This window comes from Gordonia rubripertincta, from assembly GCF_038024875.1.
GTDB lineage: Bacteria > Actinomycetota > Actinomycetes > Mycobacteriales > Mycobacteriaceae > Gordonia > Gordonia rubripertincta.
On the sequence record NZ_CP136136.1, the window covers coordinates 3284696 to 3305615 of the forward strand.

Annotated in this window: 14 protein-coding genes and 3 rRNA genes; 14 read left to right on the top strand and 3 right to left on the bottom strand. The window is 64.8% G+C overall.

Going from position 1 to position 20920, the window contains the following annotated elements; translation table 11 throughout:
• Positions 1-2 precede the first annotated feature (2 nt).
• Positions 3-383, top strand: coding sequence for a F0F1 ATP synthase subunit epsilon (locus RVF83_RS14955; RefSeq protein WP_005194830.1), 381 nt, complete (start codon positions 3-5; stop codon positions 381-383).
• 204 nt (positions 384-587) lie between these two features.
• Positions 588-1076 (top strand): DUF2550 domain-containing protein, encoded by a 489-nt coding sequence (locus tag RVF83_RS14960; RefSeq protein ID WP_005194823.1) that lies wholly within the window; start codon positions 588-590, stop codon positions 1074-1076.
• Positions 1077-1130: 54 nt separating this feature from the next.
• Here RVF83_RS14960 and RVF83_RS14965 read toward each other — a convergent pair whose 3' ends face one another.
• Positions 1131-1745 (bottom strand): cob(I)yrinic acid a,c-diamide adenosyltransferase, encoded by a 615-nt coding sequence (locus RVF83_RS14965; protein WP_035750784.1) that lies wholly within the window; start codon positions 1743-1745, stop codon positions 1131-1133.
• A gap of 56 nt (positions 1746-1801) precedes the next feature.
• On the opposite strand from RVF83_RS14965, the gene murA reads away from it, so the two are divergent.
• From murA to RVF83_RS15000, 7 genes are all read left to right on the top strand, one after another.
• The gene (murA, locus tag RVF83_RS14970) at positions 1802-3058 is read left to right on the top strand and encodes a UDP-N-acetylglucosamine 1-carboxyvinyltransferase (RefSeq protein WP_005194820.1); all 1257 of its coding nucleotides are present in this window, start codon (positions 1802-1804) and stop codon (positions 3056-3058) included.
• Positions 3059-3210: 152 nt separating this feature from the next.
• On the top strand, positions 3211-4482 hold the full coding sequence (mdo, locus tag RVF83_RS14975) for an NDMA-dependent methanol dehydrogenase (protein WP_005194818.1): 1272 nt from the start codon (positions 3211-3213) through the stop codon (positions 4480-4482).
• A gap of 128 nt (positions 4483-4610) precedes the next feature.
• Positions 4611-5702: a MadB family AAA-type ATPase gene (locus RVF83_RS14980; RefSeq protein WP_005194816.1), complete on the top strand. Its 1092-nt coding sequence runs from the start codon at positions 4611-4613 to the stop codon at positions 5700-5702.
• Positions 5699-7243 (top strand): MadC family VWA domain-containing protein, encoded by a 1545-nt coding sequence (gene madC, locus RVF83_RS14985; RefSeq protein ID WP_005194815.1) that lies wholly within the window; start codon positions 5699-5701, stop codon positions 7241-7243. The genes RVF83_RS14980 and madC overlap by 4 nt, the downstream gene beginning before the upstream one ends.
• Before the next feature lie 70 nt (positions 7244-7313).
• Complete coding sequence (locus RVF83_RS14990) at positions 7314-8489, top strand: iron-containing alcohol dehydrogenase (protein ID WP_005194812.1); 1176 nt, start codon at positions 7314-7316, stop codon at positions 8487-8489.
• Positions 8489-9853, top strand: coding sequence for a MadS family sensor histidine kinase (locus tag RVF83_RS14995; protein ID WP_039879904.1), 1365 nt, complete (start codon positions 8489-8491; stop codon positions 9851-9853). The genes RVF83_RS14990 and RVF83_RS14995 overlap by 1 nt, the downstream gene beginning before the upstream one ends.
• On the top strand, positions 9850-10536 hold the full coding sequence (locus RVF83_RS15000; protein ID WP_005194808.1) for a MadR family response regulator transcription factor: 687 nt from the start codon (positions 9850-9852) through the stop codon (positions 10534-10536). Before RVF83_RS14995 ends, RVF83_RS15000 begins: the two co-directional genes overlap by 4 nt.
• Positions 10537-10546: 10 nt before the next feature.
• Here RVF83_RS15000 and mftM read toward each other — a convergent pair whose 3' ends face one another.
• Complete coding sequence (mftM, locus tag RVF83_RS15005) at positions 10547-11404, bottom strand: mycofactocin oligosaccharide methyltransferase MftM (RefSeq protein ID WP_005194806.1); 858 nt, start codon at positions 11402-11404, stop codon at positions 10547-10549.
• Between the two features lie 732 nt (positions 11405-12136).
• Here mftM and RVF83_RS15010 point away from each other — a divergent pair.
• The 3 genes from RVF83_RS15010 (at position 12137) to rrf (ending at position 17483) form a co-directional block, all read left to right on the top strand.
• Positions 12137-13657, top strand: a 16S ribosomal RNA gene (locus tag RVF83_RS15010).
• A gap of 462 nt (positions 13658-14119) precedes the next feature.
• Positions 14120-17253: ribosomal RNA gene (locus RVF83_RS15015) — 23S ribosomal RNA — on the top strand.
• A 113-nt stretch (positions 17254-17366) separates the two neighbouring features.
• A 5S ribosomal RNA gene (rrf, locus tag RVF83_RS15020) occupies positions 17367-17483 on the top strand.
• Together the 16S, 23S and 5S rRNA genes form the textbook arrangement of a ribosomal RNA operon.
• Before the next feature lie 142 nt (positions 17484-17625).
• Here rrf and RVF83_RS15025 read toward each other — a convergent pair.
• Complete coding sequence (locus RVF83_RS15025; RefSeq protein ID WP_039879820.1) at positions 17626-18492, bottom strand: universal stress protein; 867 nt, start codon at positions 18490-18492, stop codon at positions 17626-17628.
• A gap of 146 nt (positions 18493-18638) precedes the next feature.
• On the opposite strand from RVF83_RS15025, the gene glsA reads away from it, so the two are divergent.
• Positions 18639-20072: a glutaminase A gene (gene glsA, locus RVF83_RS15030; RefSeq protein WP_168432673.1), complete on the top strand. Its 1434-nt coding sequence runs from the start codon at positions 18639-18641 to the stop codon at positions 20070-20072.
• A gap of 127 nt (positions 20073-20199) precedes the next feature.
• The gene (gene nucS / locus RVF83_RS15035; RefSeq protein WP_005199901.1) at positions 20200-20883 is read left to right on the top strand and encodes an endonuclease NucS; all 684 of its coding nucleotides are present in this window, start codon (positions 20200-20202) and stop codon (positions 20881-20883) included.
• Positions 20884-20920: the final 37 nt, after the last annotated feature.

The following is a 20920-nucleotide window of genomic DNA, read 5'->3' on the forward strand; positions in this document are numbered from 1 at the left end:
CCATGGCTGAGAAGTCCTTCCACGTGGAGGTTGTCTCCGCGGATTCGAGCCTGTACTCGGGCGAGGCCACGTTCCTCATCGCGCAGACCACGGTCGGCGAGCTGGGCATCCTGGCCAACCACGAGCCGCTCCTGGGCCAGCTGGTCCCGGGTGGCTTCGTGGTGATCGTCGAGGAGAACGGCAATCGCCGCGCGGCCGCGGTCGAGGGCGGATTCCTGTCCGTCACCGGCGAGGCCGTCACGGTGCTGGCGGAATCGGCCGACTGGGCCGACGACGTCGACATCAACGCGGAGAAGACCGCACTCGAGCAGGCTGAGCCGGACTCCCCGGAGTACCACCGTGCTCACGCGCGTTTGACTGCGGCACAGCACCTTTCGAAGTAACGCCCTCGCTCGCGCGACGGTCACCTCGGCCGGTCATCGGATTCACGTCCGATGACCGGCCGAGGTCGTTTCGCGTCCGATGTGCGTGTTCTGGCATGCTGGATCCACAGCCCTTGTCCCGCTTGTCGGGCATTCCGTCCATCCTCGATCAGGATCCCCGACGGTGGACCGGATATATGTGGTGACCGCACAAAGGAGTAGGTGATGACGCTGCTGGTCGTGTTGCTCAGTGTGCTGCTGGCGGTCGCCGTCATCGCGTGTGTACTGCTGGCGGTGCGTCTGGCTCAGCTCCGGCGCGTGGGTACCCCGATCCTGCTGCGCACCATCCCGGCAGAGGTCGATCACGGCTGGCGTCACGGCACTGTGCACTACAGCGACAACTCGTTGCGCTACTACCGGCTGGCCTCACTGCGTCCGGGCCCCAACGTCACCTTCGCCCGTCAGGGCATCGAGATCGCGGGCCGGCGACGCCCCGAGGGAACCGAGACGGAGATCCTCGACGGCATGGTGATCCTGCAGGTACAGACGACCGGCAAGACCCCCACCATCGGCAAGGGTTCCGATGGTGCGGGCCAGGACATCAAAGGCAAGGACGGTTACGAGCTCGCCATGGGCCCGGGCGCGGTGACAGCCTTCCAGTCCTGGCTGGAGTCCCGGCAGTCTGCGCGGTCACAGCGGCGCAAGAGCGCCTGAGCCCGCGAGACCGGCGGGATCTTCCTGTCTCCGGGGCCTACCGGGGCGCGGACGTCAGCTGTCGGACGACTCCGGACGCTCTCGGTTGCCGCCCGGAACCCACTTCACGTCACCGAGGGTGCCGTCGGGAGCCCGGTTGGCCACTCGCGACAGGATGAAGAGCAGGTCGGACAGGCGGTTGAGGTACTTCGCCGGAAGGACGCTCGTGTTGTCCGGATAGGCGGCCACCGCGGCCCACGCCGAACGTTCCGCGCGACGGGTCACCGTGCGCGCCTGATGAAGTAGTGCAGCCAGCGGGGTTCCGCCAGGCAGGATGAACGAGTCCAGCGGCGGAAGGTCGGCGCCGAAGTCGTCGCACCAGCCCTCGAGGGCGTCGATGTACTCCTGGGCGATCCGCAGCGGCGGATACTCCGGGTTCTCGACGATCGGCGAGGACAGGTCGGCGCCGGCGTCGAACAGGTCGTTCTGCACCGTGGACAACACCGCGGCGATGTCTGCGGGTACGTCACCGCCGAGAGCCAACGCCATGCCGATCGCGCCGTTGGCTTCGTCACAGTCGGCATAGGCGACAACGCGCGGATCGGTCTTGGGGACGCGCGAGAAGTCACTCAAACCGGTCGAACCGTCGTCGCCGGTGCGGGTGTAGATCCTCGTCAGGTGAACTGCCATGCGTTGAATGTACTGCGTGCGATGAGCGTCGGTCGGCGGCGGATAAGGTGGCATGCGTGAGCGATCGGTTTCTGGTGACGGGCGGGGCACGTCTGTCCGGTGAGGTGTCGGTGGGTGGCGCCAAGAACAGCGTGCTGAAGCTGATGGCGGCGGCGTTGCTGGCCGAGGGGACGACGGTGCTGACCAACGCACCCGAGATCGCCGACGTGCCGTTGATGGCCGACGTCCTGCGCGGTCTGGGTGCCGTCGTGGAGACGGAGGCCGACACCGTCTCGATCACGGCCCCGGCCGAACCGAAGTTCCATGCCGATTTCGCGGCCGTCCGCCAGTTCCGCGCCTCGGTGTGCGTCCTCGGGCCGTTGATGGCCCGCTGCCATCGTGCCGTCGTGGCGCTTCCGGGCGGTGACGCGATCGGGTCGCGGCCCCTGGACATGCATCAGGCGGGTCTGCGCGCGTTGGGCGCAACCAGCTCGATCGAGCACGGTTGCGTGGTGGCCGAGGCCGACGCGCTCGTCGGCGCGCCGATCGCGCTCGAGTTCCCGTCGGTGGGTGCCACGGAGAACATCCTGATGGCTGCGGTCCTCGCGGAGGGCCAGACGACCATCGACAACGCCGCCCGCGAGCCGGAGATCGTCGACCTCTGTGTGATGTTGCAGCAGATGGGTGCGCAGATCGAGGGCGCCGGCACGTCGACGCTGACCGTGAACGGCGTCGACCGTCTGCATCCCACGACCCACCGTGTGGTGGGGGACCGCATCGTCGGCGCCACCTGGGGCATAGCCGCCGCGATGACGCGCGGTGACGTGACCGTCCGGGGCGTGCTGCCCGAGCACCTGCAGCTCGTGCTCAACAAGCTCGTCGACACCGGCGCCCGGGTCGACACGTTCGACGACGGGTTCCGGGTGCGTCATGACAGCCGGCCGGTCGCGGTCAACGTCTCGACGCTGCCGTTCCCCGGTTTCCCCACCGACCTGCAGCCGATGGCGATCGGCCTGGCCGCCATCTCCGATGGCATGTCCGTCATCACCGAGAACGTCTTCGAGGCGAGATTCCGCTTCGTCGAGGAGATGGTCCGCCTCGGCGCGGATGCACGCACCGACGGCCACCATGCGGTCATCCGCGGTATCGAGAAGCTCTCCAGCGCACCTGTCTGGTGCTCGGACATCCGCGCCGGCGCCGGCTTGGTGCTCGCGGGCCTCGTCGCCGACGGCGTCACCGAGGTGCACGACGTCGAACACATCGACCGCGGCTACCCGCACTTCGTGGAGATCCTCCGCAGCCTCGGCGGCGAGATCGAGCGCGTCTCCGACTGACTCGCGCGTGCCAACCTGTCCGATCGGACAGGTGGTACCCCCGTCCCGTTGGACCCACCCTGCCCACCAAGGGTCAGGACCCCTTGTGGCCGTTGTGATCTGAGCGACATTCTCGTTGTGACAGACCCAACCGTCACAAGGAGTTCACCCCCATGGCCATTGAGCTGAACCAGATCTGGGACTTCCCGATCAAGGAGTTCCACCCGTTCCCGAAGGCGAAGCTGGGCGTCGGTGCGCACGACATGCTCGGTGTCGAGGCCAAGGAGCTGGGCATTACCCGTGCCCTGCTGATGACGACCGGCCTCCGCGGGTCGGGCATCATCGAGGAACTGATCGGCAAGATCGAGTACCAGGGTGTCGACGTGGTCCTCTTCGACCAGGTGGAGTCCAATCCCAAGGACTACAACGTCATGGACGCCGCCGCGCTGTACCAGTCGGAGAAGTGCGACGGCATCATCTCGGTCGGCGGTGGTTCGAGCCACGACGCCGCCAAGGGCGCCCGCATGGTGATCGCGCACGACGGCCGCAACATCAACGAGTTCGAGGGCTTCTCCAAGGCCACCAACAAGGAGAACCCGAAGCACATCGCGGTCTCGACCACCGCCGGCACCGGTTCCGAGACGTCCTGGGCGTACGTCATCACCGACACCTCGGACATGAACAATCCGCACAAGTGGGTGGCCTTCGACGACACCTGTCTTGTCGACCTGGCGATGGACGACCCGCTGCTCTACTACTCGTGCCCCGAGCACTTCACCGCCTTCTGCGGTTTCGACGTTCTCGCCCACGCCAGTGAGCCGTACGTCTCGCGCCTGGACTTCGCGCCGTCGCTCGGCAACGCGAAGTACTCGATCGAGCTCATCCGCGATCACCTCCGAACCGCGGTGTACGACCCGCGCAACCTCGCGGCGCGCACCGGAATGATGTACGCCCAGTACATCTCCGCTCAGGCATTCAACTCCGGCGGTCTCGGCCTGGTGCACAGCCTGTCCCACGCGGTGAGCGCCTTCTACGACAGCCATCACGGCCTCAACAACGCCATCGCGCTTCCCCGCGTGTGGGAGTACAACCTGCCCTCCCGCTTCGAGCGCTACGCCGAGATCGCCGCGCTGCTCGGCGTCGACACCTCCAAGATGACCACCGTCCAGGCCGCCGACGCCGCAGTCGAGGAGGCCATCCGCCTGTCGAAGGACCTGGGCATCCCGGACAACTTCGGGCAGCTGTCGACCAACAGCTACGAGAAGAACCGGATGAACACCGGCAAGTACGAGGGCCGCGGCGAGGGCATCGACACCTCGGAGAAGCAGATCCGCGCCATCGCCGAGCACATGATGGGTGACTGGTGCACCCCGGGCAACCCCCGCGAGAGCACCGTCGAATCGCTGATCCCGATGGTCACGCACGCCTTCACCGGCAGCTACTGATCACGCCCCGGGCGTCGACCGCCCCCACGACGCCCGTGACGGAGCCGTGTCCCGGGAGGGGAAATCCCTCCCGGGGCACGCCCTTCCGTCCCACATATCGATCCGACGAAGGAAGGTCTGGCGACCCGATGACGCACACCTCCACCGGTCTGGCCCGCCTGGCGGATGCCGACGAGACCGCCCGCTTCACCTCCGCAGAGGAACTGACCGCCGCCCTGGGCGAGCAGGGATACCTCATCGGACCCGAGCTGGCGGTCGTCGTGCACCTGGCGACTCTGCTCGACCGCCCGCTGCTCCTCGAGGGGCCGGCCGGCGTCGGCAAGACCGAACTGGCCAAGGCGCTGGCCGCGGCGTCGGGGCGCGAGCTCATCCGCCTGCAGTGTTACGAGGGCCTCGACGACTCGCGTGCCCTCTACGAATGGGACTATGCCCGCCAGCTGCTGCACGTGCAGATGCTGCGCGATCGCATCAGCGCCGAGTTGGCCGCGGAGACAAGCCTTTCGGCGGCGTCGGCAGCCCTGGCGCGCACCGAGGTCGGGGTGTACACCGAGGACTTCCTGGTGGCCCGGCCGCTGCTGGCCGCGATCACCTCGACCACCCCCACCGTGCTCCTCGTCGACGAGATCGATCGCACCGACGAGGCGATGGAGGCGGTCATGCTCGAGGTGCTCGCCGAGCGCCAGGTGTCGGTACCCGAGCTCGGCACGTTCACCGCGCGGTCGTCGCCGTGGGTGATCCTGACCTCCAACGACACCCGCGAACTCTCTCCGGCTCTCAAACGCAGGTGCCTGCACTTCCAGGTCGACTATCCGGACCCCGAGACCGAGCGCGCCATCGTCGCCGTGCGGGCGCCCGACATCGAGGACGAGGTCATCGGTGAGGTCGTCGACCTCGCCCGGCGGCTCCGCGATCTGCCGCTGCGCAAGAGCCCGTCGATCGCCGAGGTCATCGACGCCGCCCGGGCGGCCTCCTACCTCAAGACCACCGGCCCCCGCCCGGAGGCCGGTTCCGAACCCGCTCCCGTCGACGCCGCATTGCTCTCCTTGCTGGTCAAGTTCGGCACCGACCTCGACCTCGCCCGTCGTGTGTTGTCGCCGGCCCCCGCCGACACCGCCGTCGCCGAGGTCGGGGTCGACGGCACGACGCCGCAGGGCTCGGTCACGGCCCGGGCGTTCGGTGCGGGCCGGGCCCGCAGCGCCGGGGTCCACGCGGGCCGATGACCGTGCTCACGCCGGCGAAGGGAAACGTCCGCCGCGGCGAGATCCTCGACGTGCTCGCGGTCCTGTTCGGGCAGGCGTTGCGCAGTGCCGGGGTCGCGGCGTCGCCCGCGGAGGTGATCGAGATCCGCCGGACGCTGGCCATGGTCGGGGCCGGAGACCGTGCCGTGCTGCGCGCGGCCCTGCGTAGCGTCTCGGTCAAATACGGTTACGAGACAGAGGGTTTCGAGCATGTCTTCGACGTCTTCTTCCTCGACGCCGAGCCCGGGGCCGGTCGGGAAGCGGAGCTGCCCCGGCCGCGGGGCGCCGCCGCTGAGCTGCCCGACGATGTCATCTGGGACGAGGAGTTCGAGGGGGCGGCCCGCCGTATCGGCGCGGACGAGCACACCGAGGAGATCGGCGACCTGATGGCGCCCGATCCCGACGCGGGTGAGCGTCACGGCGAGAGCGCCCATCGCGAGGAGAACGACTTCACCGTCTCCGCCGGTGCCGAGCAACTCGGCGTCGACCCGGACAGCGGTTCGGTGAGCGGGGGCGTGACCTATACCGTCGAGATCGACTCCGCCGATTCGGCCACGGTGGGTGAACTCACCGGTGCCGCGGCCCGGGTGGAGTCCACCCCGCTGGGTCTGACGGGCGCGGCCGCGATCCTGGCCGCGCTCGACGCCTACGACCCGCGCAGCGCCTACGGCACCGACGGGAACGCCGACCTCGACGACGCGCGTCGCGTCGAACTCGAGCGGGCGCTGGCGGCCTTCGTCGATGCGTTCACCGCACGCCTCGAGGCGGCCGGGATCGCCCTGGGCGACGCACTCGGTCAGGCCGCACCGGTGCGCACCGAGCAGGCGGACATCGACCGCGCCTGCCACCGGCTCGTCCAGCGCATGCGCGGTGCACCGCGCCGCGTGATCCGTCCCGGAGACCGCGGGAGCCTCGACATCCGCGCCACGATGCGCGCCGCGGTGGCGACCGACGGGGTGCCGGCCGAACTGTGGCGCCGGCGTCCGCGGCCGGGTCCGGTGCGCCTGCTGGTCCTGGTCGACGTCTCGCTGTCGGTCCGGCCGGTCACCGGCTTCATCCTGCGGCTCGCCCAGACCCTGCACCGCTTCGGCGACCGTTGCGAGGTCATCGCCTTCGTCGACCGGCCGGTGCGCGTCACGACGGCGCTCCGGGCGGCGTCCGCCGACTCCGCACTGGCCGCGGTGCTCGCCGCCGACGGACTCGACCTGGCCGCGACGAGTGACTACGGACAGATGTTCGCCGGGTTGTTGGGCGAGTTCGGCGATCTCATCACACCGCGTACCTCGGTGCTCGTCGTCGGTGACGCGCGCAGCAACGGATTCGACGCGCGCACCGACCTCGTCGCCGAGATCGGTCGACGCGCGCACCGGCTCGCATGGGTGACCCCGGAGCCGTCGCGGTACTGGTCCCAGACGGGCTGTGCGATGGCCGACTACGCCGAGCACTGCAGCGGCGTGGTCAGCGTGCGGGACGGCGCCGAGATGCTTGCGCGCTGTGATGAACTTGGTGCAGCGCTGAGGTGACGTGAGTAGCGTCGGATGTGCGGGTCGCGCACAGCGACATCAGCGGCCCGCGGTGATCGGAGGACAACGGATGCAGGGTGGCACTCGCCGACGCAGCGCCGGTCATGTCGCCAAGTTCCACGCCCCCGAGATCGTGCTCGGACCGGGCGCGTTCGGCGAGGTACCGCTCGCCACCTCTGGCCTCGGGATGCGCCGCCCGCTGGTGGTGAGCGACCGTGGCCTGGAGGGCACCCCCTGGTACGCACAGCTGATGGCAGGGTTGGCCGACGCCGGTCTGCACGCCGCAGCCTTCCTCGATGTGTCGCCCAACCCGCGCGCCGGTGAGGTCGCCGCCGCGTTCCTGGCGTACAACTCGCACGACGCGGACGGCCTCGTGGCGCTCGGCGGCGGATCGGTCATCGACGCCGCCAAGGGGGTCGCGGTACTCGCGTCCAACGGCGGCCACATCCTGGAGTACGAGGGCATCGACCGCGCCCACCGGCCCCTGCCGCCGCTCGTCGCCGTGCCCACCACCGCGGGCAGCGGCGCCGACGTCTCTCAGTTCTGCATCATCAACGACGCCGAGCGCCGCACCAAGGTCACCATCATCGGCCGCTCACTCGTGCCGGATCTGTCGGTGAGCGATCCGCAACTGCTGACCACGGTGCCGGCCGAGGTCACCGCCCAGGTCGGCATGGACGTCCTGACGCACTGCGTCGAGGCATATGTCTCGCTCGCGCACGGTCGCATGACCGATTCGCTTGCGCTGGAATCGATCCGCGGCGTCTGGACCCACCTCGAGCGGCTCGTCGACAACCCGCTGGACGAGGTCGCTGCCGAGGAGATGTCGCTCGCATCGCTGCGGGCCGGGATGGCGTTCACCAATGCGATCCTCGGCGCGACGCATGCGATGAGCCACCCGGTCGGCGGGCAGTGCGACGCACCCCACGGGGCGATCAACGCGGTCCTGCTGCCGCATGTCATCCGTTACAACGCGGAGGTGTGCGCCGACGGGTTCGTCGACCTCGCCGGGGCGATCGGCCTGTCCACGGACGGGAACGCACGCATGGTCGCCGACCGCCTGGCCGACGCCGTGGCGGGGCTGGGGGCCCGGGTCGGCATGCCGGAGTCGTTGGAGCCGTTAGGGGTTCGCGCCGACGACCTCGACCGCCTCACCACGCACGCCCTCGCGGATTCGTGCATGACCACCAACCCGCGCCGGCCACAGGCGGCGGGGATCCGAGACCTGTATGCCGAGGCACTGTGATGGCCGGCGCCGCGCGGCCCGACCCCGAACGGGAACCGGCCCGTTCCGACCTCGAGAGCCTCGTCGGCCTCCGCAGCGTCAAGGGCAGTCATTACGCGCAGTACCGCGGGGTCGAGGCCCGGCTGAGCCGGGTGGTCGGTGCATTGGAACGGATCTCACGGGCGTTGGTCCGTACCGCCGAGGGCCCCGAGGCGCTGGTCATCGCGGTGGTCGAGGCCGCCCGCGACCACCTGGGCGCCGAGTGGGTGGTCTTCGGCCTCGCCGACGGGCGGCTCGAACGGTCTGCCCCGCGCCACCTGATCAGCTCCGGCAGCGGCCGGCTCTACGCCTTCGAGGGTTCGGCGACGGCCTCGCCGCCCGACGGCCTGCCCGACGAGGTGCTGAACCGCCTGAACGACATCCTGCGCGGCCACGAGCCGCTGCTGCACGGCCCGATCCTTTCCGAGGACCACGTGCACGTGCCGGTCGAGCTCGACGGCAACGTCGTCGGCGGCCTGTCCGCGTGGACGCCGTCCGACCGGGTCGTCGACCCGACCGACGTCGTGGTCCTGCGGATTCTGGCCAGCCAGGCGATCGTCGCCCTGCTCAACGCCGAGCTCTTCTCCGAAACACATCGCCACGCAGCGGAACTGGCCGAACGGAACGACGAGCTCGAACGCACCCAACGTGAACTGTCCGCCGCGATGCGGGCCACGGTCCTCAACGAGGAGAGGTCGCGGATCGCCCGCGAGCTGCACGACTCGGTGACCCAGTCGGTGCTGTCCGCGGGAGTACAGATCGAGCTGTGTCGCGACCTCGTCGACGGGGCAGCACTCGAACGGTTGCAGATGGCCGGCCGCCTTACGAAGGAGGCGGTCGAGCAGCTGCGGACGTTCATCTACGCGCTGAACAACGCCGCGAGCGTGCCGTCGCCGAGTGTCCACGAGGTCCTCACCGAACTGTGCTCGTTGCACATGCCGCCGGACCTGACGACCGCGGTCCGAATCCGGGGGCGCTCCCGTGAACTGACCGACGACGTCCAGCACGCGCTGCTCCGAATCGCCGGGGAGGCACTGTTCAACGCCGCGATCCACGCGCGCGCGACCGAGGTCACCGTGACGCTCACCTACACGCCGGACCGGGTATCGCTGTCCGTCGACGACGACGGGGTCGGCGACCCCGAACACCTCCGGCGCGTTCTGCGGACCGCGTCGCTCGGCGACCTTGCCGCCGGACGTCATCGCGGTCTGGCGAACATGGCCTCGCGTGCGTCCGAACTCGACGGCGAGGTCCGGATCCGCCGGTCGCGGGCGGGCGGCATCCGCGTGACCGCGATCCTGCCGACCGCATCCGATCCCGGAACGACGACCAGGGAGTTCTCATGAGCACCGACAAGACGCCCGGGGACACGACCAGCCGGGGTAAGCAGGTCCGGCCGATCCGGACACTGCTCGTCGACGACCACGCGCTGCTCCGGGAAGGGATGCGCTCACTTCTCGAGCGGGAGGACGTGGTCGAGGTGGTCGGGGAGGCCGGCTCGCACGACGCCGCGCTCGTCGAGGTGAACGCATGCCGACCGGACGTCGTGGTCGTGGATCTCAAGCTGTCTGCGGGAACCGAGTACGAAGGGCTGCGCCTGATCAAGGACATCGCCCAGCGCCACCCGGAGGTCGCGGCGCTCGTGCTCACCACCTTCCTCGACGACGACCTGGTCGTGCGCGCGGTCCGCGCCGGTGCACGGGGATACGTGGTGAAGGACGTCGACACCACCGAACTGGTACGCGCGATCCAGGCGGTGTCCACCGGCGGTAGTGCGTTCGATCCTCGAAGTGCTGCGGTGGTGTTGCGAACGGTGTCGGGGGAGGCGGATACCACCGAGACGCTCAGCGATCGCGAACGCGAGGTCCTGCGACTGTTGGCCGACGGCATGTCCAACAAGCGGATCGGGGAGACGCTCTACATCTCCGAGTCGACCGTGAAGTTCCACATACGCAACATCATTCGCAAGCTCGGCGTCACCAAGCGGACCGACGCGGTCTACATCGCCAGCAAACGCGGTCTCATCTGACCGGCGGTCCTCACGGGGTGAGGATCAGCCATCCGCCGTGGTCGAGGAAAACCTGGGCCCCGGAGTGCGCGACGCTGCCGGCCCAGGTGTGCAGGTCCTTCTCGGTCAGTCGAAGACGATGCCCGAAGTGTGGACTGGGCTCCTCCTCGAAAGGAACCGCCACGATCACGCGTCGCCTCGCCACCCGCAGGGCCTCCGACAGCGCTGCCTTCACACCGGGGGTGTCGAGATGCTCCAGCAGATGGATGAGCGAGACCGTGTCCACGGAGTCGTCGTCGTAGGGGAGCGCGGTGGCGTCGCCGACGCACGCGTCGACCGGCAGTCCGAGTCGACGCGCTGCGCACGAGAGCAGGGAGATGGCGCCCGGCGAGATGTCGCAGGCCGACACGTCGAGCCCGTCCATCGCGCAGGCCAGCGCGAAGAAGCCGAAGCACGAACCGACCTCGAGCACCGCCGAACCGGTGACGAGCGAGTGCGCCCGCCGGTGCACCGGTGCGAACGCCGAAGTGCCGCAGCGGAGTTCACGGATCGAGTTGTCGTAGAACGCCGACCATGCGTCGGCGGACGTGCCCGCAGAGGTCCGGATGATGCCCACCGCAGCTGATTCGAACTGCTCTTGTCCTGACAGGACACCGGCGTCGACCAGTGACACCAGACCGTCGACGACCACCGAGTCGGAGATCGTCTCCTCGTCGAAGGGGTGCGCGATCTGGAGGATGCCGGCCACCCGGCGCCACGATAGGAGGCCGCAGCGCGCGAAACCGGTGGGGACAAGCGCAGATCGGAGAATCCGCGGCTCGCGTTCGCGCACGTCAGATGAGTCGAGAAGCGCAGCCCGGACGGTCGTCGACTGATCGATGGTGGTCATGAATCGACCGTAGAAAGATCCTGACCTGCGCATAACTGACCGAGCGGGGGTCGCCACCTGTCCGAAAGGATGGTTCTGCGGCGCACGTCACATCGGCGGATCCGCCGAAAAGGGGCGCCCTACAGCCGGTTTCGGCGTGCCTCGGCGGACCGTGACCTGCGGCGATGTTCAACGCGGCGGGTGGTCACCTGGCGATTTGACCCTGGCGAATCGGTTGCGTAACTTTCTTCGAGTCAGCGCGCCACGGCGCCGCCCCGGCCGGCCTGAGAGGGTCTGGTGATGGGGAGTGGAGATCGGGTTTGTTGCTGACCGCCCCTGTACTTTGATCGTGAGACTTGATGTCTTGTAGATGTTGTGCGGGGTGGCTGGGTCTCTGGTGTGGGTCGCGAACTTCGGGTTTGCGGGTCGTGGTGGGGGTCTGGTAGGCTGGAAGAGTTGCCCCGGAGACGGGTGTGACGCGGATAGTCTGAACCTGGTCTGCTGGTGAGAGCCCTTGTGGGGGTGTGTAGCTGGTGGGTGTGTGTTCTTTGAGAACTCGATAGTGTGATGATGAATTGTCTGATGCCATTTTTTGGCATCGAGCATCTTTATTGATGTGGATGTTTGTTTTTTGTGTGGCGCTCGGCCCCGTCTGGGGTGTCACATTTGCTAGTTTTGGATTGGTCAGGTTTGCTTTCCTGATTGTGTTGAAACGCTGGCGCTTGTGGGTGCTGGTTTTTGTTTCACTATTTTTTCATGGAGAGTTTGATCCTGGCTCAGGACGAACGCTGGCGGCGTGCTTAACACATGCAAGTCGAACGGAAAGGCCCAGCTTGCTGGGTACTCGAGTGGCGAACGGGTGAGTAACACGTGGGTGATCTGCCCTGGACTCTGGGATAAGCCTGGGAAACTGGGTCTAATACCGGATATGACCTTACATCGCATGGTGTTTGGTGGAAAGCTTTTGCGGTTCAGGATGGGCCCGCGGCCTATCAGCTTGTTGGTGGGGTAATGGCCTACCAAGGCGACGACGGGTAGCCGACCTGAGAGGGTGATCGGCCACACTGGGACTGAGACACGGCCCAGACTCCTACGGGAGGCAGCAGTGGGGAATATTGCACAATGGGCGCAAGCCTGATGCAGCGACGCCGCGTGAGGGATGACGGCCTTCGGGTTGTAAACCTCTTTCACCAGGGACGAAGCGCGAGTGACGGTACCTGGAGAAGAAGCACCGGCCAACTACGTGCCAGCAGCCGCGGTAATACGTAGGGTGCGAGCGTTGTCCGGAATTACTGGGCGTAAAGAGCTCGTAGGCGGTTTGTCGCGTCGTCTGTGAAATTCTGCAACTCAATTGTAGGCGTGCAGGCGATACGGGCAGACTTGAGTACTACAGGGGAGACTGGAATTCCTGGTGTAGCGGTGAAATGCGCAGATATCAGGAGGAACACCGGTGGCGAAGGCGGGTCTCTGGGTAGTAACTGACGCTGAGGAGCGAAAGCGTGGGTAGCGAACAGGATTAGATACCCTGGTAGTCCACGCCGTAAACGGTGGGTACTAGGTGTGGGGCTCATTTCACGAGTTCCGTGCCGTAGCTAACGCATTAAGTACCCCGCCTGGGGAGTACGGCCGCAAGGCTAAAACTCAAAGGAATTGACGGGGGCCCGCACAAGCGGCGGAGCATGTGGATTAATTCGATGCAACGCGAAGAACCTTACCTGGGTTTGACATACACCAGACGCATGTAGAGATACATGTTCCCTTGTGGTTGGTGTACAGGTGGTGCATGGCTGTCGTCAGCTCGTGTCGTGAGATGTTGGGTTAAGTCCCGCAACGAGCGCAACCCTTGTCCTGTATTGCCAGCGGGTTATGCCGGGGACTTGCAGGAGACTGCCGGGGTCAACTCGGAGGAAGGTGGGGATGACGTCAAGTCATCATGCCCCTTATGTCCAGGGCTTCACACATGCTACAATGGCTGGTACAGAGGGCTGCGATACCGTGAGGTGGAGCGAATCCCTTAAAGCCAGTCTCAGTTCGGATTGGGGTCTGCAACTCGACCCCATGAAGTCGGAGTCGCTAGTAATCGCAGATCAGCAACGCTGCGGTGAATACGTTCCCGGGCCTTGTACACACCGCCCGTCACGTCATGAAAGTCGGTAACACCCGAAGCCGGTGGCCTAACCCTTGTGGAGGGAGCTGTCGAAGGTGGGATCGGCGATTGGGACGAAGTCGTAACAAGGTAGCCGTACCGGAAGGTGCGGCTGGATCACCTCCTTTCTAAGGAGCACACAACATCACCCATTTCTGCCGGCGTATGTCCGTGCGGTGGGTGTGTGTTCGAGGGTGAAACATCAGACAACCCACATGATCGCGATGTCAGATGATGTCGAGGTCGGGTTACCGTTTGGCTGTGAGGCCGGCGGGTTCACGTCACACTATCGGGGTTCTGAGAGAACACGCGGCATGCCTTCGGGTGTGTGTGTTTGCTCTGACCTAGCTGTGTGGTTGGCGGTGTTGTTGAGGTGTCCTGTGATGGGGTGCGGAGATGCCAACGATCTCATGGTGTGTGTTGTTTGAGAAGTGCATAGTGGATGCGAGCATCTTTATTTCAAATCAACGTTTACGTTGGTCTGTGATTTAGCAGAAAATGTTTTTGTGATGTCTACATTCGATCCTTGCCGGCTGGTTGGTTGTCTTCGGGCAGCTGGTTGGTGGGGTGGGGGTGGTTTGTAGGTGTTGTTGTAAGTGTGTAAGGGCGTTCGGTGGATGCCTTGGTACCAGGAGCCGATGAAGGACGTGGTAGGCCGCGATAGTCCTCGGGGAGTTGTCAAACGAGCTGTGATCCGAGGGTGTCCGAATGGGGAAACCCAGCACGAGTGATGTCGTGTTACCCACCTCTGAATGTATAGGGGGTGTGGAGGGAACGTGGGGAAGTGAAACATCTCAGTACCCATAGGAAGAGAAAACAAAAGTGATTCCGTGAGTAGTGGCGAGCGAAAGCGGATGAGGCTAAACCATGCGCATGTGATACCGGGTAGGGGTTGTGTGTGTGGTGTTGTGGGGTTCATCTTCTTCCATCTACCTGTGGAAGCGTGAGTGAGAAAATCGTGTGTTAGGTGAAGTGGCCTGGAATGGTCTGCCGTAGACGGTGAGAGTCCGGTAGCTGAAAACACATGGTCTTGCGTGATGGGTGCCCAAGTAGCAGCGGGCTCGTGGAATCTGCTGTGAATCTGCCGGGACCACCCGGTAAGCCTGAATACTTCCTGGTGACCGATAGCGGACAAGTACCGTGAGGGAAAGGTGAAAAGTACCCCGGGAGGGGAGTGAAATAGTACCTGAAACCGGACGCTTACAATCCGTCAGAGCCTGTGAGTCCTTGTGGCTGTGGGTGATGGCGTGCCTTTTGAAGAATGAGCCTGCGAGTTAGTGCTCGGTGGCGAGGTTAACCCGTGTGGGGTAGCCGTAGCGAAAGCGAGTCTGAATAGGGCGAAAGAGTCGCCGGGTCTAGACCCGAAGCGGAGTGATCTACCCATGGCCAGGGTGAAGCGACGGTAAGACGTCGTGGAGGCCCGAACCCACTTCAGTTGAAAATGGAGGGGATGAGCTGTGGGTAGGGGTGAAAGGCCAATCAAACTCCGTGATAGCTGGTTCTCCCCGAAATGCATTTAGGTGCAGCGTCACATGTTTCTTACCGGAGGTAGAGCTACTGGATGGCCGATGGGCCCCACAGGGTTACTGACGTCAGCCAAACTCCGAATGCCGGTAAGTGAGAGTGTGGCAGTGAGACTGCGGGCGATAAGGTTCGTAGTCGAGAGGGAAACAGCCCAGATCGCCGGCTAAGGCCCCTAAGCGTGTACTAAGTGGAAAAGGATGTGGGGTCGCGAAGACAACCAGGAGGTTGGCTTAGAAGCAGCCACCCTTGAAAGAGTGCGTAATAGCTCACTGGTCAAGTGATCCTGCGCCGACAATGTAGCGGGGCTCAAGTACACCGCCGAAGCCGCGGCACTCACACAAGAGCCCGCCTTTCCCTCATGGGGGATTGGCTAGGTGTGTGGGTGGGTAGGGGAGCGTCCTGCATCCGTGGAAGCCACAGAGTGATCTAGTGGTGGAGGGTGTGGGAGTGAGAATGCAGGCATGAGTAGCGAAAGAAGAGTGAGAAACTCTTCCGCCGAATGACCAAGGGTTCCTGGGCCAGGCTAATCCGCCCAGGGTGAGTCGGGACCTAAGGCGAGGCCGACAGGCGTAGTCGATGGACAACGGGTTGATATTCCCGTACCCGTGTATCCGCGCCCATGCTGAATCAGTTGTACTAACCATCCAGATCCCCCAGGAGCACCTTCGGGTGCCGGGTGGGGTGATGCATGGGACCTTGGCTGGTAGTAGGCAAGCGATGGGGTGACGCAGGAAGGTAGTGGGGCCAGTCAGTGGTTGTACTGGTGTAAGCCTGTAGGGCGTGTTCTAGGCAAATCCGGAACACATGCAGCCTGAGAGGTGATGCGTAGCCGTTGCGGTGAATTCCATGATCCTATGCTGCCGAGAAAAGCCTCTAGTGAGTTGGTACACGGCCCGTACCCCAAACCAACACAGGTGGTCAGGTAGAGAATACTAAGGCGATCGAGAGAACTGTGGTTAAGGAACTCGGCAAAATGCCCCCGTAACTTCGGGAGAAGGGGGACCCATCCTGGTGACGGGATTTACTCCTTGAGCTGGTGTGGGTCGCAGAGACCAGAGAGAAGCGACTGTTTACTAAAAACACAGGTCCGTGCGAAGTCGTAAGACGATGTATACGGACTGACGCCTGCCCGGTGCTGGAAGGTTAAGAGGACCGGTTAATCACTTCGGTGGTGAAGCTGAGAATTTAAGCCCCAGTAAACGGCGGTGGTAACTATAACCATCCTAAGGTAGCGAAATTCCTTGTCGGGTAAGTTCCGACCTGCACGAATGGCGTAACGACTTCTCTGCTGTCTCAACCACAGACTCGGCGAAATTGCAGTACGAGTAAAGATGCTCGTTACGCGCGGCAGGACGAAAAGACCCCGGGACCTTCACTATAGCTTGGTATTGGTGTTCGGTTCGGTTTGTGTAGGATAGGTGGGAGACTGTGAAGTGGGCACGCCAGTGTTCATGGAGTCGTTGTTGAAATACCACTCTGATCGTATTGGACTTCTAACCTCGGACCCTGATCGGGTTCAGGGACAGTGCCTGGTGGGTAGTTTAACTGGGGCGGTTGCCTCCCAAAAAGTAACGGAGGCGCCCAAAGGTTCCCTCAGCCTGGTTGGCAATCAGGTGTTGAGTGTAAGTGCACAAGGGAGCTTGACTGTGAGACGTACATGTCGAGCAGGGACGAAAGTCGGGACTAGTGATCCGGCACCGGCAAGTGGAAGCGGTGTCGCTCAACGGATAAAAGGTACCCCGGGGATAACAGGCTGATCTTCCCCAAGAGTCCATATCGACGGGATGGTTTGGCACCTCGATGTCGGCTCGTCGCATCCTGGGGCTGGAGTAGGTCCCAAGGGTTGGGCTGTTCGCCCATTAAAGCGGCACGCGAGCTGGGTTTAGAACGTCGTGAGACAGTTCGGTCTCTATCCGCCGCGCGCGTAAGAAACTTGAGGAAACCTGTCCCTAGTACGAGAGGACCGGGACGGACGAACCTCTGGTGTGCCAGTTGTCCCGCCAGGGGCACCGCTGGTTAGCTACGTTCGGAAGGGATAACCGCTGAAAGCATCTAAGCGGGAAGCCTGTTCCAAGATGAGGTTTCTCACCCCCTTTTGCGGGGTTAAGGCCCCCTACAGACCATGGGGTTGATAGGCCAGAACTGTACGCACAGCAATGTGTTCAGGTGACTGGTACTAATCGGCCGAGGACTTACCAACAACACCCACAACATCACCAAAACACTCTTTTTGGTGTGTTCGCATCCACTATGCATCTTCTGAGACAACACACAAACAAACAAATGACCGGTTTGTTGGTTGTTTCATAGAGTTACGGCGGCCATAGCGGAGGGGAAACGCCCGGCCCCATTCCGAACCCGGAAGCTAAGCCCTCCAGCGCCAATGGTACTGCACCTTAATCAGTGTGGGAGAGTAGGACACCGCCGAACACAACATCCCATTGTGGCCCTACACGAGTAATCGTGTAGGGCCACAATGCATTCCACGCATGAACACGGCCCGCCACAATGTAGAAACACCACGCGCGATAACCGCACTACTTCTACACAACCCCACGCCGGCGGCGAATGGTCAGTCGGTGCTCTTCGGCACCACGATTATCGGAACCGATACCGCGCGGAGGATCTTCGCGGCGGTGGAGCCCAGGAACAACGTGTTCGGGGCAGCCAGCCGGCTCGAACCGACCATCACCAGATCGCCGTCGTGCCACTCGAGTGACTCGACCGCCTCTTCGATGGTGGAGCCCTGGGCGACGGTCGATGTCACCGGGAAGTTCTCCGGGAGTTTGGTTCTCGCCTCGTCGAGGGCCCGTTGGGCATGTGCGCGAGCAGATTCGATCGCGGTGTCCTCGGGGACGTTCCGCCAGGGCTGCATGTCGTCGATCGCGAGAATGGATACCAACCGGATCGGCCGATGGGCACGGATGCCACTGCGGATCGCGGTCTCGAACAGCAGGGGCGCACCCGGGCGGTCGCCGATGGTCACCGTGATCTCCCGGACCTCATCGGCGCCGAGATGCGCGAAACCGGGTGGCGCGACCGCCACCGGGATCGGTGACGAATGCAGGATGTCGTTGACGACCGTTCCCAGGGTGTGCCGACCTCTGATCCCTCCGCCGGCTCCGCCGATGACGAGGATGTCGGAATTGGTGCGCCTGGCCTCGATGATGAGGCCCTCGGCCGGATTGGCGTGCTCGGCGATGGTCGTCGTGGTCTCGATGTCGTCGGGCAGGCGGGCAGCCGCCTCGTCGAGCCAGCGCCGTGCCGCGCTGTCGAGGGCATCGGAAAGTCTCTCCACCGCGTCGTCGGCGCCGGCCGGTTCGGGCGGGATGACGATGCAGATCTCGAGGTCGGCGTCGAAGGTGCGTGCCAGGCACGCACCCAGGGCCACCGCGTCCTCGCCCCCGGAGGTGGCGATGTATGCGACGAGCAGCTTCATCGGTGCTCCCATCTCTGTCCTCTCCGGCGGCATCACTGCGTCCCAGCCTAGTCACGTTCGTGCCCTATTCACGGCTGATGTGTGCCCCGTCGCGGCGCGCGTCGCGACGGCTACCCGATCACCGCTGGACACGCTTAGATTGGCCCATGGAATCCCTTGTCGACGGCTACCTCCGCCACATCATGGACGAAGTCCGCGAGTACCGGTCCGGCGACGTCGCCGACTACATCCCCGAGCTCGCCGTCGTCGCTCCCGAGGGCTACGGGCTGTCGTTGTGCGTCCACGACGGCTACACCTACTCGCACGGAGACGCCACGGCCGCCTTCACCATCCAGTCGGTGTCCAAGCCGCTGACGTACGCGATGGCACTTCGCAAGCACGGCGCGGACGTGGTGGACGGCAAGATCGGCGTCGAACCGTCCGGTGAGGCGTTCAACGAGATCAGCGTCGACGATCGTCGACGTCCGAAGAACCCGATGATCAACGCCGGGGCGATCTTCGCGGCGTCGATGCTGCTGCCGGCCTTCCGGGAGGTGAGTGAAGCCGACATCGACGATGCCTTCGGCGAGATCCTCGACTTCTACTCCGGCTGTGCGGGTCGTCGACTCTCGATGGACGATGACGTGTACGCCTCCGAATCCGCCTCGGGTTCGCGCAACCGTGCCACCGCCTACATGCTCGACAGCTTCGGGGCGCTGGAAACCGATCCCGACGCCGCGATCGACCTCTACTACCGCCAGTGCTCGATCAGGGTGACGACGGACGATCTCGCCGGGATCGGCGCGACGATCGCCAACGGCGGTATGAATCCCCGAACCGGGCGGATGGTCTTCTCCTCCGAGATAGCGCAGCGACTGCTGAGCGTGATGACCACGTGCGGCATGTACGACGGGGCGGGGGACTGGGTCACCTCGGTCGGCCTGCCGGCCAAGAGTGGCGTCGGCGGCGGAATCCTCGCCGTCCTCCCGGGACAACTGGGCATCGGCGTGTACTCGCCGCGCCTCGACGAGCACGGGAACAGCGTCCGCGGCGTCAAGACGTGCCAGCACCTGTCGAAGGACCTCGGGCTCCACATGTTCAACGTGACCCGCGAGAGCCGGGTGACGATCCGCTCGGTCTACGACCTGGCCGACACCCCGGTGGCCGGTGAATGGAGCGAACGCGAGCGCAGCTACCTACGCACCTGCCGCGACATGATCCGCGTCTACGAGTTGCAGGGCGACCTGACGTTCGCCGGGGCCGAAAGCGTTCATCGGCGCCTCCTGGCCGACATGGACGACTTCACCGTGGTGATCGTGGAGATCTCGCGACTCGGTGTCATCGACGCGGTCGCGCGAACCATGGTGCTCAGCATCAAACGACTGCTCGCCGACAGTGGTCGTCGTGCCGCGCTGGTCGATCCCGACGGCGTCGTGCGGGCCAGTGTGGAACGGCAGCGCGAGGAGTGGACCACCCCGACACCCCATGCGCCGGTCGACCTCAAGGGCTTCGATCCGACCCTTCCGCACGTCCACACGACGATGGAGGATGCCGTCATCGACGCGGAGACCTTCATGCTCAAGCACTACTACGACCAGTGACCCTTCGTGACGCGTCCTCCGCAGGCTCCGGACGCTCCTCGGGGATCTATGGGGCCGCCTCCAGGATCATGAGGAGCCCCGGCGCGGGGGCGTGAGCAGGGCGCAGCCGATGCCCTAGGGTGGGCTCGTGCGTCTCGTCATCGCGGAGTGTCAGGTCGATTACGTCGGGCGGCTGACCGCCCATCTGCCCATGGCCAAGCGGCTGCTCCTGGTCAAGTCCGACGGGTCGGTGAGCGTCCACGCCGACGACCGCGCCTACAAGCCCCTGAACTGGATGAGCCCGCCGTGCTGGCTCACCGAGGCCGCCGTGCCCGAGGGCACCGAGGCGGAGGCCTACTGGGTCGTCACCAACAAGGCCGGCGAGGAACTGCGGATCACCATCGCATCGATCGAGCACGACTCACAGCATGAACTCGGCATCGACCCGGGTCTGGTCAAGGACGGCGTCGAGGCGCATCTGCAGGAACTGCTCGCCGAACACGTGGAGACCCTCGGGCCCGGCCACACCCTCATCCGTCGCGAGTACATGACGGCGATCGGACCGGTCGACCTGCTCTGCCGCGACGCCTCGGGCGCCACCGTCGCCGTGGAGATCAAACGGCGCGGCGAGATCGACGGCGTCGAGCAGCTCACCCGCTACCTGGAACTGCTCAACCGTGACACCACACTGGCTCCGGTGGCCGGTGTATTCGCCGCGCAGCAGATCAAGCCGCAGGCGCGAACCCTTGCCGAAGACCGTGGAATCCGTTGCGTCGTGCTGGATTACGAAGCCCTGCGCGGTGCGGAGAGCACGGAGTTCCGGCTCTTCTGAGCCGCCCACGGAGCTCCGGTCGCGGAGTTCCCGACCT